Origin of the sequence: Alistipes communis, from assembly GCF_006542665.1 — a bacterium.
Taxonomy (GTDB): Bacteria; Bacteroidota; Bacteroidia; order Bacteroidales; family Rikenellaceae; genus Alistipes; species Alistipes communis.
In genome coordinates, this window is sequence record NZ_AP019735.1 from 2,599,331 (window position 1) to 2,615,754 (window position 16,424).

Genomic DNA, 16,424 nt, shown 5'->3' on the forward strand with positions numbered 1-16,424 from the left:
GCCGCACGGCGACTCTTTTTTGCGAATTTTCCGTTTTCTTTTTGCGCTTTTGGAAAAAAGAGTTACTTTTGCACTCGGGTAAGTCTTATACGACCAGCTCCTGTAGAATCCCCCAGGCAAGGAATTGAGCAAGGGTATACGGTTGTAGCGGTGCGATATAAGTAGCTTACCCATTTTTTATCGCCCTGCGGGCGCAGCGACCGTCGCTGTGCGGCTGCGATTCCGCTGCAAATCCCTTTTTGAAATACTTCGTCTGCGGAGTCTGTAAGAGCGGCAAAACCTTCCGGATTGTCCGATAAAACGAGCGGATCGGGACAGTCGTTCAGATTGTCCCGATCCTCCGGTATTCCCTTTCGTCGTTTTCGCTACCAGTTCAAGTGCCAGCCGTGCCGCAGCGTTTGAAGAATGATTGCGAGCAGGATGGCCGCGAGGACATAGCATCCGGCGTAGACGGCGATGCTGCGGAGGCCCTTCGCGTGCGTCGCACGGCAGAATGCCTGCCAACCCCAGATCATGCTCCAAATGCCGCACAAAACGGTGACGCTGCCCAAAACGGCCGAACCTCCCGCCTGCATCGTCTCTTGCAGCGGCGAAACCGAGCCGTTGCCGAGCGGCAGCAGCCATGCATAGAGCCATGCGCTGCCGGCACTCGCCGCAAGACGCGGAATCTGTGCGAAGAGCAAGCCGCCGAAGAGCGCCGTCGCGTCGGCCGGAAACCGGCGGCGGAGCCGGTCGGCACCGTAGAGCAGTGCGGGCAGAACGAATGCCTGCATCAGCACGACCAGCAGTTGTCCGCCCAATTCGACCGTCTGGTTCTGGTAGATCCGCACACCCCAGATGGCGAAGCCGTAGCCCACCGTTGCCGACAGGCCCCATGCGAACAGCTTATGAGGAGCGACGCTACCGAACGGATTCGGGAACTTGCTTATCGTTTGTTCCATTGCGAGGAGGTCTGATAGAGCGAAATGGCACGATTGAGGTGCGTGCTGTCGATCGCCTCGGTGCGTTCCAGCGCGTAGGGATCGTCGTCCGTCGGCCGCAGCAGGAATTGTTCCGCACGGTCGACGGGCGAGAGCACCGTGAAGCGGTCGCCTTCGAGGTAGCCCAAGTCCTGGTAGGTCGCCACGAACGCCCGTTCGCGGAAGTCGTCTGCGAGGATGTCGCGTCCGTAGAACCACGAGTCGTAGTCCATACCCAGCAGCGAGAAGAGCGTCGGCATCAGGTCGATCTGCGACGCGGTCTTGCCGACGCTGCCCGGTGTGACGAAGGCGGGAGCGTAGATCATCGCCGGAATATGGTACTTTTCGAGCGGGATCTCGGTTTTGCCGGCGCTCGACGCGCAGTGGTCGGCCGTGATGACGAAGACCGTATTGTCGAACCACGGTTCGCAGCTCGCCGCGTCGAGGAACCCGCCCAGCGCATAGTCGCTGTACATCACGCCGCCGGCGCGCGATTTGGCGTCGTTGGGGATCGGGATGCGCCCTGCGGGATAGGTGTAGGGGCGGTGGTTGCTCACGCTCATGATGTGGGCGAAGAAGGGGCGGCCGCTGCGGGCGCGCTGGCCGAGCGTGCGGATGGCCTTGGCGTAGGAATCTTCGTCCGAGACGCCCCAGATGTTCTGGAAGGTGATCTCGTCGGGTGCGTACTGCTTTTGATCGACGATTTCGTAGCCGTTGCCGCCGAAGAAGGTCTCCATGTTGTCGAAATAGCTGTTGCCGCCGTAGAAGTAGAGTACGTCGTAGCCCTTGTCGCGCAGCATGGCGCCCGTGGAGTGCATGCCGGCGTTGCGGGGGCGTTTGATGATGCTCTGTCCGGGACAAGGCGGCAGCGAGAGCGTCACGGCTTCCAGTCCGCGTACCGTGCGGTTGCCCGTGGCGAAGAGCCGGTCGAAGACCAGCGCCTTGCCGCAGAGCGAGTCGAGGCGGGGCGTGAGGCCGTCGGAACTTCCGTAGCGCGCCATGAACGATGCGCTCATGCTTTCGAGCGTTACGAGCACGATGTTGGGGTGCCGTTCCTCGTTCGGCGAGGTGATGTAACGGTGATTCTGCCCTTCGCTCCGGTATTCGTCGTGGACGAGTGCCGCGGCCCGGTCTTCGGGCAGCGTGCGGTAGAATTGCATGTAGTCGAGTTCGTTTTTGAGGAACGCCTCGTAGAACTTATAGAGTCCGTTGGCCTGCAATTCGTTGTAGTATACGTTGTCGCTCGTCTGGAACCGCGTGTTGAAGGGCAGCATCCACAGGGCGACGCCCGCCATGGCCAGATAGATCGGCGAGGCGACGAGTTTCCACCTGCCGGTTTTGAACGCCTCGGCGGCGCGGATGTCGCGGCGGAAGAGCCACCACGTGACGGCGACGGTCAGCGCGACGATCAGCGTCGCCAGCGGGACGATCGGGTAGGACTCCATGATGTTGCCCACCACCTCGTTCGTGTAGACCAGATAGTCCACGGCGATGAAGTTGTAGCGCACGCCGAATTCGTTCCAGAAATAGTATTCGCTGACGGCGTTGAAGAGGATCGCGCCGACGTAGATCGCGAGCAGCGCGGCCAGCCATCCCTTCGACCACAGCGGTTGCAGCCGCGGCACGAAGAGCCGCAGGGCGAAGCTGCCGGCCCAGTAGCCCAGCACGATCGTGGCGACGAGCGGCGCTGCGCTGCCGTATTCGTCGAAGATCGTGTTGCAGAAGGCGACGTAGCAAAACGCCGCCGTCAATACGCCGAGCAGGACGTATCCCGTCGGGCGGTCGTATTTCCGCTTCGAGAGCGTGAGCAGGAAGAGCCACAGGAAGACATAGCCGAGCGTCAGGGCGCAGAGGTCGTTCAGGGCGCCCAGTCCGAAGACGGCGACCCATTGGAGGAAGCCGAAGCCCAGCTCGGAGGTCTGTTCGTTGAACAGCAGAACGATGCGCAACAGCGTGCAGACGACGAGCGTCAGCGCTGCCAGCCGCAGGTAGATTCTGAAAAAACGGTTGAGATTTTGAGACATGGGGTTATGAAGAATGAGCCTGAGAATGCCCGAAACGGACTGCGGTCCGTTTCGGGCATGATCGAAAAACGTCTGTCGGTTATTGTACGTTGTCTTTGAGTTGTCGCCAGAACGAAGCGTTGATCGCCAGCGAGATCGACATGATGACGGCAACGAGCGCCAGCATGACGACGAAGGTGATGAATCCCACGTCGATCGCCGCGCAGATCCAGGCGAAGATGCCTGCTATGACGTAGGCTGCGACGACGAACGCCAGCAGGACGAAGAACATCGTCCACTTGCTGCCGTAGGTCGCCTCGTTGCTGGCCGAGATCGCCTGCATCGGATTCTTTTTCTTCTCGAAGAGGAAGAAGTAGGCGAGACTCCATGCGATCGAGAGCACGATGCCCGGTACGATCATGAAGAGCGAGGCGATGAAGACCGGAATGATCATCAGGCCGGTCGTGATGAGAAAATCGCCCATGTATTTGCGATACTTCGCGTCGAAGATGCCGAGCGGCGAGATGACGCCGCCTTTGGCCAGTTCGATCGGCAGCATGTTGATGGCGATCGTGGTGCCGACGTTGATGTAGGGCACCCAGATCGTGAGCAGCCACAACACCACGCAGCCGATGATCGACGGCGCATTCTTGACACCGATTTCCAGCGCTTCGGCGAAGGTGAGTCGGAAAGATACTTTGTTCATAAGCGTTTGTTTTTTGAGAGCGATTATTCGGAGCATTTCGGTTTTCCGCATCCGCAGCGCACGACAGCGACCGCTCTTTCCGCTGCGGAATTTCCGTGCGGCGGGAGAGGGTAGGCGCGGTTCGTGCCTGAGATCGGGATCGGGTGCGTTCCGGCCCGATTCCGGGCTTGCGGACGGGCGTCGGGTCGGAACTCCGGACAAAAATAACTTATTTTGTCCGCCGTGCAAAATATTTACGCCATTATTTGCCGGCCGGGCCGCCGGATCGCCGGCGTCGTGTCGTATGCGGCAGCGGGCTGCGGTCGAACGAAAGATGCGTATGGCGGACGGATTCTGCCATACGCATCTGCGGTGCGGGGTGTCGGAAGGTTATTTTTGTCTCTCGGCGAGGAGCTTTTCCAGTCGCAGCAGCGAGGAGATGGAGGAGTAGGAGCAGTTGATCCAGTACGTGCGGTTGCGGTCGCTCTTCGTGGGGCGGAAGTCCCATGTGGTGGGAATCTGCCCGTTGACCGCGTTCTGCACGACGGTGATGTTGTCGATGAGCGCTTTGCCCTTGGCCAGGTAGATTTCCTCGCCGGTAGCCTCGTAGAGGCTGAGCATCGCGTCCGCGACGTTGCAGGCGCTGTTGTCGACCGGTTTCTGGTATTTGTACTGCTCGTAGACGCAGGGCGTTGCCTTGTCCTTGATCCCGTTCTCGGTGAGCGGCGTGTCCCAGAAGGTGAACTGATCCTCGCTGAAACGGGCGAGATCGACGGCATCGGCCAGATCTTCGGCCGAAGGCGCTTCCTTCGAGAGCAGGTAGGCGGCGTAGGGCGCCGCCGTGCAGTTGGTCAGGTTTTCGTAGGGTTGCAGGCCCAGGACCGTCACGTCTTCGAACTGTCCCGTCATGTCGAAATTGCGGATCGCCACGTCGCGCATCCACCGCTCGCCTTCGGCCTGCGCTTCGGCGTAGGTTTCCACGCCGTAGTCGGCTTTGAGACGCTGGAAATAACGCAGCAGGGGGTGCAGCATGGCGCAGGCGTCGTTGACCGGTTCGCCGGTGACGAAATCGACCTTGATCGGCAGCGAACCGTCTTCGCGCTGCAACCGCACGTAGGTGTCGGCGATGCCGAGCGCACGATCGTAATAGGTCTTGTCGCCCGTCAGGTCGTAGAGATCCAGGAAGGCGTGGCCGGCCGAAGCGGCCTCCATCGTCATCGTCTTGTTCTGGTTCTCGGTGCGTTTGGAGGCGATCAGATCCTTGTAATAAGTAGGCGGGAAGAAGGCGAGCGGATCGCCTGCGGGGCGGCTCTGGTCGATCAGGAACTGCGCGGCGTTGCGGGCGATGCGCGTCGCCTGCTCCTTATGGGCGGGAAGCAGGCGTGCGAGCAGCGCCTCCGCACGGATCGTCGCGCCGATGATCTTGCAGGGGTAGGTGTTGTGGCGGTAGTTCATATCGGGTTCGGTGTGCTCGGCCCAGTACTGGATCTCCGGCATCCGGTGGATGTAGAGCAGGCCCATGAGCGCGGCCTGGCGGTAGTCGCGCACCGCCGGCGTATAGGGGCCCGTGAAGGGATAGTCGCGGAGGAACTCGCGTTCGCCTGCCTTGCCGAGCACCTTTCCCGAAGCGTCGAGGCCCTCGACCGTGAGGCGGACTCGACCGACCGGAATCTCGCCCCAGACCGGCGTAAGGGCGGCTTTCGGCGAGTCGGCGGTGAAACTCCACGACGCTTGCGTTTCTTCGCCGAGCGGGACGACGGTGAACCGGTAGTTCGCGGCGCCGGCCACCTCGTCGAAATCGAACGCCGGGGCGTAGATGAACTTTTTGGCGAATCCGTTCCAGAAGGGGTTGCGTCCCTCGTAGCCAGGGCGGATCGGGCGGAGGTACTGTTCGGCCGCCTGCGCGTTGATGGCCGCGTAGTCGAGCGAAGCGTCGGCGGTTCCGCAGTCGGAGCCGCAGCACCCGCAAAGGAGGGTGCAGGTCATGAGAAGGGTGATGGTAAGTAGTTTCATTAAGTCGGCGTCTTTTGACCGGAGAGCCTGCCGGGGTTAAAAGGTTATTGAATGAGGTTGGTATGGAAATACCCACAAATATAATGTTTTTTCGTTTCGTGCGGATGCGCGGCGACCGGAATATCGTGTTTTTGACGTCGTGCGGTGCGTGCGATTCGAAAATAAATCGTATCTTCGAGACTGCAAAATGTAAAAACAGTAAAAGCCATGGCAACTAAAACTGCATATCCTTTTCGGGTGGAACCGCAGGAGGTCGATTTCTCGCTGCGCATCACCCTCGTGGCGCTGGGCGGAAACATCCTCAACATCGCGGGTATCGACGCCCATACCAAGGGGTTCGGGGTGGACGCCCTGAACAAGGACAACTTCTCGTGGGTGCTTTCGCGCATCGCCTTCGAGTTCGATTACCGTCCCGAGGAGTACGTGAAGTACGAGATTGCGACGTGGATCAGCGACTACGGCCGGATGCTCTCGACGCGTAATTTCGAACTGACCGACCAGACGGGCGTGTGTTTCGGCCGCGTGGTGTCGCAATGGTGTATGCTCGACTTGTCGAAGCGGACGGCCGTCGACCTGCGGGCGGTGGCCGAGAGTCATAACGACGCGATCGTGGAGTGCCCGTCGCCGGCCGAAAAGCCGCGCAAGGTGCCCGCACCCGATGCGGAACCGGTGCTGACCCACAAGGTCGCCTATTCGGACATCGATTTCAACCGCCATGTCAATACGATGCGCTACATCGAGATGATGCTCGACGTGCTGCCGATCGAACGCTTCGCGGAGGAGCGCCCGCTGCGGCTGGACATCAATTTCCTCAAAGAGGCGCGTTACGGCCAGACGCTCTCGGTGGCGCTCGAAGAGCGCGGTTCGCAGACGCTCGTCGAGATTCGCAGCGATGCCGGCGCGGCCCTCTGCCGCGGGGCGTTCGAATGGCGGTAGCCCCGTTGCATAATCATGTCGGGGCCGTATCCTGCGGGATGCGGCTCCGTCTCTTTTGTGCGGAGCCGGCGGTTCCGGCTCCGAATTTCGGTGCGCGATCTTGGAGTGTGGTACATCGTTTGCGGAGGAGGGGTGTGCATAAATCCTTTAATTCATTTCCATTATGGCTACCGAAAACAAGTATCAGAAGAGTATCGACCGCCTGAATCAGGCCATCGGCAAGGAGATCGCCACCACGTTGCAGTATCTCTATTTCCACGTCCATTTCGAGGACGACGGCTACGAGTATTTCTCGAAAATGATGAAGCAGACCTCGATCACGGAGATGTTCCACACCGACAAGATCGCCGACCGCATCCTCTTCCTGCAAGGCGAGGTCGAGATGATGCCCTCGTTCGAGCCGCGCAAGATCCGCGACGTCAAGGAGGCGTTGGAGTTCTCGATGACGCTCGAACAGCGCACGGTCGATTCCTATAACGAGTGGGCGCGTCTGTGTGCTGCCGAGGACGACCAGATCACGCACAAGCTTTTCCAGGATCTCGCCAAAGAGGAGGAGGAACATCTCGACATGTTCCGTACCGAGATGGAGAACATGCTCAACTACGGCGAGCAATACCTCGCCCTGCAATCGATCGCCCACAGCAAGGAAATTACTAAAAAATAACCGGCTCCGGCGAGGCGTTGTTAAAAAAATGGGGAGGATGTTCGTTTTTCAGCAGTTTCGGGGGACAACGGATCGAAAAAAATGTTATCTTTGATTCAGTGTCAACAAAAAACAACTGAAAAATGAACATTCCTTCGATTTTCTGGCTCGTGCCCGCGGCGTCGGTCGTCGCGCTCGGTTTCGCCTATGCGTTTTATCGGAAGATGAAACGTCAGAGCGAAGGCACGGAGCGAATGCGCGAGATCGCCGGCCATGTCCGTGCGGGCGCAATGGCCTATCTGCGCCAGCAGTACAAGGTCGTCACGGTCGTCTTCGTCGTGCTGGCGCTTTTTTTCGCCTATCTGGCCTACGTCGCCGGCGTGCAGAACCCGTGGGTTCCCTTCGCTTTCCTCACGGGCGGGTTCTTTTCGGGACTGGCGGGTTTCTTCGGTATGAAGACCGCCACCTATGCCTCGGCGCGGACGGCACATGCGGCGCAACAGTCGCTCGACCGCGGGCTGCGTGTGGCGTTCCGCAGCGGAGCCGTGATGGGGCTGGTCGTCGTGGGGCTGGGGCTGCTCGATATTTCGCTCTGGTATATCGTCCTGAACTGCTTCGTCGACGCCTCCGGCGCGCAGAAACTGGTCATCATCACCACCACGATGCTGACCTTCGGCATGGGTGCCTCGACGCAGGCGCTCTTCGCCCGCGTGGGCGGCGGCATCTACACCAAGGCGGCCGATGTGGGGGCCGATCTGGTCGGTAAGGTCGAAGCGGGCATTCCGGAGGACGACCCGCGCAATCCCGCCACCATTGCCGACAACGTGGGCGACAACGTGGGCGACGTGGCCGGCATGGGCGCCGACCTCTACGAGAGCTATTGCGGCTCGGTGCTCGCCACAGCGGCGCTCGGCGCGGCTGCTTTCGCCGCTACGGGCGACGTGGAGATGCAGACGCGCGCCGTGCTGGCGCCGATGCTGATCGCCGCTGTCGGTATCCTCCTGTCGATCATCGGAATCTTCCTCGTGCGGACGAAAGAGGGCGCCACGATGCGTCAACTGCTGCGTGCGCTGGGCGTAGGCGTCAACGTCAGTTCGGTGCTGATCGCTGCCGCGACCTTCATCATCCTCTATCTGCTCGACATTCAGAACTGGCTGGGGCTGTCGTTCTCGGTCATCACAGGGCTCGCGGCCGGCATCATCATCGGCCAGGCGACCGAATACTACACGTCGCACACCTACCGACCGACGCAGAAGATCGCCCGCAGCGGCCAGACCGGCCCTGCGACGGTCATCATTTCGGGCATCGGCGTGGGGATGATCTCGACGGCCGTGCCGGTCATCACGATCGGCGTGGCGATCATCCTGGCCTATCTGTGCGCTACGGGGTTCGACATGGCGCACCTGATGTCGGCGCACAACCTGTCGCTGGGGCTTTACGGTATCGGCATCGCCGCGGTGGGGATGCTCTCGACGCTGGGCATTACGCTGGCTACCGACGCCTACGGTCCGATCGCGGACAATGCGGGCGGCAACGCCGAGATGAGCAAACTCGGTCCCGAAGTACGTCGCCGCACCGATGCGCTCGATGCGCTGGGCAATACGACGGCCGCCACGGGCAAGGGCTTCGCGATCGGTTCGGCCGCGCTGACGGCGCTTGCGCTGCTGGCTTCCTACATCGAGGAGATCAAGATCGGGCTGCTGCACATCGGCCAGACGGCCATCACGCTTCCCGACGGTGCGGAGCGGTTGGTGCAGGAGGCTTCGATCGTCGATTTCATGGAATTCTATCAGATCAACCTGATGAATCCGCTGGTGCTCGTCGGCGTTTTCATCGGCGCGATGATGTCGTTCCTCTTCTGCGGTCTGACGATGAATGCCGTAGGGCGTGCCGCCGAGAGCATGGTCGAGGAGGTGCGGCGCCAGTTCCGCGAAATCAAAGGCATCCTCACGGGCGAGGCGACGCCCGACTATGCGCGCTGCGTCGCGATCTCGACGCGCGGCGCGCAGCGCGAAATGTTGCTGCCCAGTCTGCTGGCGATCGTCGTGCCGGTGGCGGTGGGGCTTCTTTTCGGCGTGGCGGGCGTCATGGGCCTGCTCGTCGGCGGGCTGAGTTCCGGCTTCGTGCTGGCGGTCTTCATGGCCAATTCGGGCGGCGCGTGGGACAACGCCAAGAAGTTGATCGAGGAGGGCAACTTCGGCGGTAAGGGTTCCGAGTGCCACAAGGCGACGGTCGTGGGCGATACCGTGGGCGACCCCTTCAAGGACACGTCGGGTCCGTCGCTCAATATCCTCATCAAGCTGATGTCGATGGTTTCGATCGTCATGGCCGGCCTGACGGTAGCCTGGCACCTCTTCTGATTACGGGGGATTCGGAATGATCGGGAGCGGCAGGGTATTTGGCCTCTCCCGATTATTTTTATACTTTTATGCCGCAAATAGAATATAAGGAAATATGAAATTACGGATAAAACGATTCGCGGCGACCGCAGCCGCTCTTTTGCTGGCGCTCTGCGTGCTGGCACAGCCGACCGCGACCGTGCAGTGGAGCGACTCGACGGCAGCTGTCGGCGACGGCGTGTATGAAATCACCTTCACGGGGCGTATTCTCGACGGGTGGCACACCTACGACCTCCATTCGGGCTTCTCGTCGACGGTGATCGCGTTCGAACCCTCCGAAGGGGTCGAACTCATGGGCGATCCCTTCGAGAAGGTGGCAGCCGAACGCCGTTTCGACGAAATCTTCGGCGAGGAGATCGGTGAGTACGAGGGCGAGATCGTCCTCGGCCAGCGTGTACGCCTGACGGCGGCCGAAGGGGTGCTCAGGGGGAATATCAACTGGCGTTCGTGCCAGGGCGACAACTGCAACATGCCCGAAGACTGGCCCTTCGAAATCCGGCTCCCCGCCGGATCGGCCGGGCAGGACACGGCGGGCGACGCCCTTCACCAGTCGCCGCTCGGCGACGCGGCCGATCCGGCGGGGGAGGGGCTGTTGGGACTGATTCTGGTGGCGATCGGCTGGGGACTGCTGGCGCTGCTGACCCCCTGCGTCTTCCCGATGATTCCGATGACCGTATCGTTCTTCCTCAAAGGGAGCGAGTCGGCTTCGGCCGGACGGTTCAAGGCGTCGATGTACGGTCTGTTCATCGTGCTCCTCTATACGGTTCCCATTGCGGCGATCATTCTGCTGACGCGGCTGTTGGGCGGCGATGCCGTAACGGCCGACATCTTCAACTGGCTGGCGACGCATTGGCTGCCCAACCTGATCTTCTTCATCGTCTTCATGGTCTTCGCCGCGTCGTTCTTCGGCGCGTTTGAGATCACGTTGCCCGGCTGGATGGTCAACAAGAGCGACCGCAACGCCGACCGGGGCGGTCTGCTGGGCGTCTTCTTCATGGCCCTGACGCTGGTGCTGGTGTCGTTTTCGTGCACGGGCCCGATCGTTGGCTCGGCGATCATCGGCGCGACGGCGGGCGACTTCTGGGCTCCGATCCTCACGATGCTGGTCTTCTCGATCACTTTCGCACTGCCCTTCACGCTCTTTGCGATGTTTCCCTCGCTGTTGAAGAACCTGCCCAAAAGCGGCGGCTGGCTCAACTCGGTGAAGGTGGTGCTGGGCTTCATCGAGGTGGCGCTGGGCTTCAAGTTCCTCAGCGTGGCCGACCAGACCTACCATTGGGGGCTGCTCGACCGCGAGGTCTATCTGGCGATCTGGATCGTCACGTTCGCACTGTTGGGTTTCTATCTGCTGGGCAAGCTGCGCTTCGCCCATGACAGCGAGGTGAAGACGCTTTCGGTCGGCCGGCTCGCGCTGGCGATCGTCGATTTCGCCTTCGTGGTCTATATGATTCCGGGCATGTGGGGCGCGCCGCTCAAAGCGCTGTCGGGGTACCTGCCGCCGTTGCAGACACAGGATTTCATCCTCGGACAGAGTCCTCTACCCGTGATCGGGGGCGCCGACGGGCCGACTTTGATCCGTGTCGGCGCCGCGCAGGTCAAGTACGGCGATTTCCTCTCGATGCCGCACGGCATCACGGGTTATTTCGAATGGAACGAGGCGCTGGCGGCCGCTCGTGCCGCGGGTAAGCCGCTCTTCGTCGACGTGACGGGGCACGGCTGCGTCAACTGCCGCGAAATGGAGCAGAAGGTACTCTCCGACGAGCGTGTGCAGCAAATTCTGCGCGACGACTACATCGTCGTGGCGCTGTATACCGACGACAAGGCACGTGCAGCCGGAGAGGATTGGGTGACCACCGAAGGCGGTACGACACTCAAAGAGATCGGCCGCATCAACTCCTACATCGCCCGCGCGCGTTTCAACGTCAACGCCCAGCCCAACTATATCGTGGCCGACGCCGCAGGTGCGGCCCTGCTGCCGCCGCGCGGCTATGACCTGAGCGTCGAGGGATTCGTCGATTTTCTGGAACGGGGCGTCGCCGCCTATAAAGCCCGCACGCAGCCATGAAGATCTGCATCGTAGGCCCTGCGCATCCCTACCGGGGAGGGTTGGCCTCGATCATGGAGATCATGGCCCGCACGTTCGCTTCGCGAGGCCACGACGTCGGGATCAAGACCTTCACGGTGCAGTATCCTTCGTTCCTTTTTCCAGGCAAGAGCCAGACGGTCTCCGCGCCGCCGCCCGCCGATCTGCACATCGAACGCTGCGTCAATACGGTCGATCCCTTCAACTGGTGGCGCGTGGGGCGCGCCATTCGCCGCGAACGGCCCGATTTCGTGCTGATGAAGTATTGGACGCCCTTCATGGCACCCTGCTTCGGGACGATCGCCCGTCTGGCGCGCGGCAACGGCCACACGCGCACGATCTGCCAGATCGACAACGTCGAGCCGCACGAACACCACCTCGTCGACCGTCCGTTCAACCGCTATTTCCTCTCGTCGATCGACGGGTTCATCTACATGTCGGAACAGGTGCACGAGGAGTTGAAGGCCTATACCTCCGCTCCGGCGCTCTTTTCGCCGCATCCGTTGTTCGAGAATTTCGGTGCGGCCGTCGCGCGCGACGAGGCGTGCCGTCGGCTGAGGCTCGATCCTGCGCAGCGCTATGCACTCTTCTTCGGATTGATCCGCGACTACAAGGGGCTGGATATTCTGTTGGACGCATGGGCGCGGTTCCGCCGTCCGGGGCACCGGCTGATCGTGGCGGGGGAGTTCTATGCCTCGCGGGAGCGATACGTGCGGCAGATCGAGGAGCTGCACCTCGGCGAGGAGGTGATCCTGCACGATTTCTTCGTGCCCGACGCCGACGTGAAGTATTATTTCTCGGCGGCCGACGTGCTGGTGCAGCCCTACAAGACCGCCACGCAGAGCGGCGTGACGCAGATCGCCTACAATTTCGAACTGCCGATGATCGTCACCGACGTGGGCGGTCTGCCAGAGATCGTACCCGACGGCCGTGTGGGGTATGTCTGCCGCCCCGATGCCGCGGGCGTCGCCGATGCCCTCGTCCGGATCTGCGAAGGCGATACGCTCGCGCGGTTCCGTTCGGCCATGCGCGAGGAGAAACGGCGTTTTTCGTGGGAGGAGATGTGCGACCGGATCACCGAGTTGTACGAGTCGATCCGCTGACGCCTTTTCGTCGGAAAGCGAAGGCCGCATCCTGTACAGGATGCGGCCTTCGCTTCGGAAGAGGAGACTATTTCCGGATATTGGCCTCTTCGAGTCCGTAGCCTTTGCGGCGGTCTTCGGCTTTGAGCATGAAAGCCAGTGCTACGGCGACGATGCCGAACAGGGCGAAAATCCACATCGGGGCGGTGAAATCATAGGAGACGTTGCCGTCGGGCAGCGTGAATTTCGCATAGCGGTCGATCACCCAGCCGATGAGCATCGGCACGCACATCAGGCCGATGTTCTGCACGTAAAAGATCAGCGCATAGGCCGTGCCCAGTTGTTTCTGCGGGATGATCTTCGGCACCGAAGGCCACATGGCCGACGGAACGAGCGAGAAGGCGATGCCCAGCAGCACCATGACGATCAGCGCGAACCACCACTCGTTGAGAATCGGCAGCGCGAAGAGCACGTGCACGGCTACGAGCATCATGGCGCCGACGACCATGAGCGTGGCGCCCTTGCCGATACGGTCGTAGAGCGAACCGAACAGCGGCGTGAGCAGGATTGTGCCGAAGGGCAGGATCGCCGGTATGTCGCCGGCCATGACGGGATCGACGCCGTATTTGTAGATCATCAGCTGCGCGGCGAATTTCAGGAAGGGGAAGACGCCTGCATAGAACATCAGACAGAGCAGTGCGATGAGCCAGAACCCCTTGTTGGTGACTACGAATTTGATGTCGCTGAGTTTGAATCCCTCCTCCTCTTCGCCCTGTGCGGCGGCGATCGATTTGTCGAGCCGTCGGTCCATTACGCAGTAGACCAGATAGGCCAGCAGTCCGATGCAGAGCGCCAGCGCGCCGAAAAATACGGGATAGGAGATTCCACCCCATGCCGCGGCGATGCGGGGGCTGAAAAAGAGTGCGGCGGCCGTTCCCAGACGCGCCATGGCCACCTGCAAGCCGAGCGCCAGCGCCAGTTCGTGGCCGGTGAACCATTTGACGATCACTTTCGATACGGTGATTCCGCAGATTTCGGCCCCCATGCCGAAGATGGCGAAACCCAGTCCGGCCATCCACATCTGCGTCTTGAATCCGAAGAGCATCCCTCCTTCGGGAAAGAGCGGCGAAACGGCGTAGGCTTTCAGAAGCGCACCGCCGACCATCAGTCCGCAGGCCATGACGCCCGTGAAGCGGACGCCCATCTTGTCGAGGATGATGCCGCCGAAGAGCAGCATCAGCAGGAAGATGTTGAGCCAGCTGTATGCTCCGGAGAACCAGCCGTATTCGGTCGGTGTCCAGCCCATGCCGCCGTCGACGACGCTGCGGGTGAGCATGTCGCCCAGCGGCGACATCACGTCGGTGATGAAATACCCGCACATCATCGTGAACGAGACGATCAGCATCGCCGTCCAGCGGGCGGCCGACGAATCGCTCAGTTTGCGTTTGATTGTTTCTGTCATTGATTATTGAATTTGGGTGATAGTTTGCGTAGAACGGTTTCCGCAGCGTCGCCGTTGTGCAGGGTATGAACGCGGCCGACGGCCGTTGCGGGGGCCGTCGGAGCGGTAATGGAATGCGTCGAGCGGATCATCGGTCGAGTGCGGTGTATTGTTTCAGGATTTCGTAGGCTTCCGGAATACCCAGTTCGCCGGCTTTCGACATGTCGAGACAGCCCTTGCGCGTGTCCTTCATGAAAATCTGCACCAGCCCGCGGTTGTAGTACGCTTCGGCGAAGGCGGGGTTCAGCTCGATCGCTTTCGTGTAGTCGTTGTAGGCTTCGGGCAGTTTTCCCGACAGCGCCATGAGGTTCGCGCGATTGTAATAGGTGTAGGGGAAGTCTGGGTATAGCTTCGCGGCCTTATTCAGGTCGGCGATCGCCTCGTCGTAGTTGTAGGTGCGCGACTGCGAGTTCTGCAACCGCTTGGCCGGATCGGACTCGATGGTGATGCGCTGGTAGGAGTTGTCGATCGACGAGATGAAGTCGATCATCTCCGCCCGCGTGGTCGACCGGTTCAGATAGAGGAACGGGTTGGCCGGATACTGGTCGATGGCCGACGTGAACGTCCCGACGGCATTGGTGTACTGCTTGATGAGCGTCTGGGTGATGCCTCGCTGGAACAGCAGCTCCCACGATGCGGGTTCGGCCATCAGCTCGCGGGCGTAACGCTTGTCCAGCATGACGAGCGAGTCGGCGGGCACGTTGCTCTCGCGGGCGGTGAGCGTCAGGTACCGGTTGTCGATGCGGCGGCGGAAATCGGCCTCGCGCTGCGAGTGGTAGCGTCCCGCCGTGACGGTGGAGAGGCTGTCGGGCGTGCGGAGCGTGAAGCGGAAGAGCGGCAGCAGCGCAAGGCGGTTGTCGGCGCTCTTGGAGGCGATGCGTCCGAAGGTGCTGCCGGCGACGTTGGCATCGAACGACAGCAGGCGGTCGAAGCGGTGCGTCGTGTCGGCGTAGATCGAGTAGGTGCTGTCGCTCAGGCGGGTCTTGTATTCGGCGATCTTGCGCTGTGCGATGTCGCGGTCGCGGCGCGAACCGCTCTCGTCTTTGAGCAGATAGCGCAGACGGCTGCGGTTGAGGTAGGCGTTGGCGAAATCGGGGTAAAGCTCGATGGCTTTCGAGTAGTCCTCGACGGCGCTTTCGATATTCCCCAGCTGGGCTTGTATGCCCGCGCGGTTGTAGTAGACGAGCACGTTTTCCGGCGAGTAGAAGGCCACTTTGTCGTAGTCTTCCAGCGCACGGTTGTAGTCGCCGATCTGCGAGCGGACGATGGCGCGGTTGAAGTAGGTGAGCGAATTGGTCGAGTCGAGTTGCAGCACGCGGTCGAAGTCGGCGAGCGACTGCATCGGCCGGTTGGTGCTCGAATAGACGATGGCGCGGTTGAAGTAGGAGAGCAGGTAGTTCGAATCGCAGCGGATCGCCATGTCGAAATCGGCTTCGGCCTCCTTGTAGCGCTGTTGTTTCATCTCCAACTCGCCGCGGCGGTTGTAGCTCATCGGATTCTCGCGGTTGGTGCGGATCGCCGTTTCGAAATCGGCGTAGGCCTGCGTCGTATCTTTGAGGTAGAGGTAGCAGACGCCGCGGTTGAGATAGGCGTCCGAAACCTTGTTCTCCTGCCGGATGAATTTGTCGAAGTCGTCGATCGCTTCGCGGAACTGCTGGTTCAGCAGCCGCGTGACGCCCCGGCTGTAATAGGCGTTGGGCAGGTCGGGGCGCAGCTCGATCGCTTCGGCGAAGTCGGAGAGCGCGTCGTCGTAGTTGCCCAGCCGCGAGCGGGTGATGGCGCGGTAGGTGAAGGCCGTGGTGAAGACCGGATTCTTCTCGATGGCGGTGGTGAAATCGGCCTCGGCGCCCAGCAGGTCGTCGAGGTTGTATTTGGCGATGCCGCGCAGGAAATAACCTTCGTAGGCGTCGTCGTCGAAACGCAGCAGGATGTTGAGCGTGCGGATCGCGTCCTCGAAGTTGTTGTCTATCATGAACGAGCGGCCGACGTAGTAGAAATAGTCCCTGTCGTACTGCGCACGGCTGCCGGCGCCGATCGTCAGCGCGAGGGCCAGCAATACGCCCGTAATTCCTTTTCGCATCGTAAATCTCTTCATTGTTTGCGTAACGCTCTTTGCCGCC

11 protein-coding genes are annotated in these 16,424 nt (G+C 61.0%); 5 read left to right on the forward strand and 6 right to left on the reverse strand.

The window, feature by feature from the left end; translation table 11 throughout:
• Window positions 1-365: 365 nt before the first annotated feature.
• From FMF02_RS10535 to FMF02_RS10550, 4 genes are all read right to left on the reverse strand, one after another.
• Window positions 366-941 (reverse strand): hypothetical protein, encoded by a 576-nt coding sequence (locus FMF02_RS10535; protein WP_141413114.1) that lies wholly within the window; start codon window positions 939-941, stop codon window positions 366-368.
• The gene (locus FMF02_RS10540) at window positions 926-2,983 is read right to left on the reverse strand and encodes an LTA synthase family protein (protein ID WP_141413115.1); all 2,058 of its coding nucleotides are present in this window, start codon (window positions 2,981-2,983) and stop codon (window positions 926-928) included. The genes FMF02_RS10535 and FMF02_RS10540 overlap by 16 nt, the downstream gene beginning before the upstream one ends.
• Window positions 2,984-3,062: 79 nt before the next feature.
• Window positions 3,063-3,668: a hypothetical protein gene (locus FMF02_RS10545; protein WP_141413116.1), complete on the reverse strand. Its 606-nt coding sequence runs from the start codon at window positions 3,666-3,668 to the stop codon at window positions 3,063-3,065.
• Between the two features lie 369 nt (window positions 3,669-4,037).
• Entirely contained in the window at window positions 4,038-5,660 is a 1,623-nt protein-coding gene (locus FMF02_RS10550; RefSeq protein WP_141413117.1) for a glycoside hydrolase family protein, read from the reverse strand.
• Window positions 5,661-5,867: 207 nt separating this feature from the next.
• Here FMF02_RS10550 and FMF02_RS10555 point away from each other — a divergent pair, with 207 nt between their 5' ends.
• The 5 genes from FMF02_RS10555 (at window position 5,868) to FMF02_RS10575 (ending at window position 12,824) form a co-directional block, all read left to right on the forward strand.
• The gene (locus tag FMF02_RS10555) at window positions 5,868-6,596 is read left to right on the forward strand and encodes an acyl-[acyl-carrier-protein] thioesterase (RefSeq protein ID WP_141413118.1); all 729 of its coding nucleotides are present in this window, start codon (window positions 5,868-5,870) and stop codon (window positions 6,594-6,596) included.
• 163 nt (window positions 6,597-6,759) lie between these two features.
• On the forward strand, window positions 6,760-7,260 hold the full coding sequence (locus tag FMF02_RS10560; protein WP_019129830.1) for a ferritin-like domain-containing protein: 501 nt from the start codon (window positions 6,760-6,762) through the stop codon (window positions 7,258-7,260).
• Between the two features lie 122 nt (window positions 7,261-7,382).
• Entirely contained in the window at window positions 7,383-9,599 is a 2,217-nt protein-coding gene (locus FMF02_RS10565; RefSeq protein ID WP_141413119.1) for a sodium-translocating pyrophosphatase, read from the forward strand.
• 94 nt (window positions 9,600-9,693) lie between these two features.
• Complete coding sequence (locus FMF02_RS10570) at window positions 9,694-11,703, forward strand: protein-disulfide reductase DsbD family protein (RefSeq protein WP_162502298.1); 2,010 nt, start codon at window positions 9,694-9,696, stop codon at window positions 11,701-11,703.
• Window positions 11,700-12,824, forward strand: a complete 1,125-nt coding sequence (locus FMF02_RS10575; protein ID WP_141413120.1) for a glycosyltransferase — start codon at window positions 11,700-11,702, stop codon at window positions 12,822-12,824. The genes FMF02_RS10570 and FMF02_RS10575 overlap by 4 nt, the downstream gene beginning before the upstream one ends.
• 67 nt (window positions 12,825-12,891) lie before the next feature.
• Here FMF02_RS10575 and FMF02_RS10580 read toward each other — a convergent pair whose 3' ends face one another.
• Complete coding sequence (locus tag FMF02_RS10580; protein WP_141413121.1) at window positions 12,892-14,265, reverse strand: MFS transporter; 1,374 nt, start codon at window positions 14,263-14,265, stop codon at window positions 12,892-12,894.
• A 127-nt stretch (window positions 14,266-14,392) separates the two neighbouring features.
• Window positions 14,393-16,384: a tetratricopeptide repeat protein gene (locus FMF02_RS10585; RefSeq protein WP_026074777.1), complete on the reverse strand. Its 1,992-nt coding sequence runs from the start codon at window positions 16,382-16,384 to the stop codon at window positions 14,393-14,395.
• Between the last annotated feature and the right edge of the window lie 40 nt (window positions 16,385-16,424).

What these genes read in the sequence shown, in the direction of transcription:
- FMF02_RS10535 (WP_141413114.1), bottom strand. Translation starts at nt 941, where the DNA reads ATGGAACAAACGATAAGCAAGTTCCCGAATCCGTTCGGTAGCGTCGCT.
- FMF02_RS10540 (WP_141413115.1), bottom strand. Translation starts at nt 2,983, where the DNA reads ATGTCTCAAAATCTCAACCGTTTTTTCAGAATCTACCTGCGGCTGGCA.
- FMF02_RS10545 (WP_141413116.1), bottom strand. Translation starts at nt 3,668, where the DNA reads ATGAACAAAGTATCTTTCCGACTCACCTTCGCCGAAGCGCTGGAAATC.
- FMF02_RS10550 (WP_141413117.1), bottom strand. Translation starts at nt 5,660, where the DNA reads ATGAAACTACTTACCATCACCCTTCTCATGACCTGCACCCTCCTTTGC.
- FMF02_RS10555 (WP_141413118.1), top strand. Translation starts at nt 5,868, where the DNA reads ATGGCAACTAAAACTGCATATCCTTTTCGGGTGGAACCGCAGGAGGTC.
- FMF02_RS10560 (WP_019129830.1), top strand. Translation starts at nt 6,760, where the DNA reads ATGGCTACCGAAAACAAGTATCAGAAGAGTATCGACCGCCTGAATCAG.
- FMF02_RS10565 (WP_141413119.1), top strand. Translation starts at nt 7,383, where the DNA reads ATGAACATTCCTTCGATTTTCTGGCTCGTGCCCGCGGCGTCGGTCGTC.
- FMF02_RS10570 (WP_162502298.1), top strand. Translation starts at nt 9,694, where the DNA reads ATGAAATTACGGATAAAACGATTCGCGGCGACCGCAGCCGCTCTTTTG.
- FMF02_RS10575 (WP_141413120.1), top strand. Translation starts at nt 11,700, where the DNA reads ATGAAGATCTGCATCGTAGGCCCTGCGCATCCCTACCGGGGAGGGTTG.
- FMF02_RS10580 (WP_141413121.1), bottom strand. Translation starts at nt 14,265, where the DNA reads ATGACAGAAACAATCAAACGCAAACTGAGCGATTCGTCGGCCGCCCGC.
- FMF02_RS10585 (WP_026074777.1), bottom strand. Translation starts at nt 16,384, where the DNA reads ATGCGAAAAGGAATTACGGGCGTATTGCTGGCCCTCGCGCTGACGATC.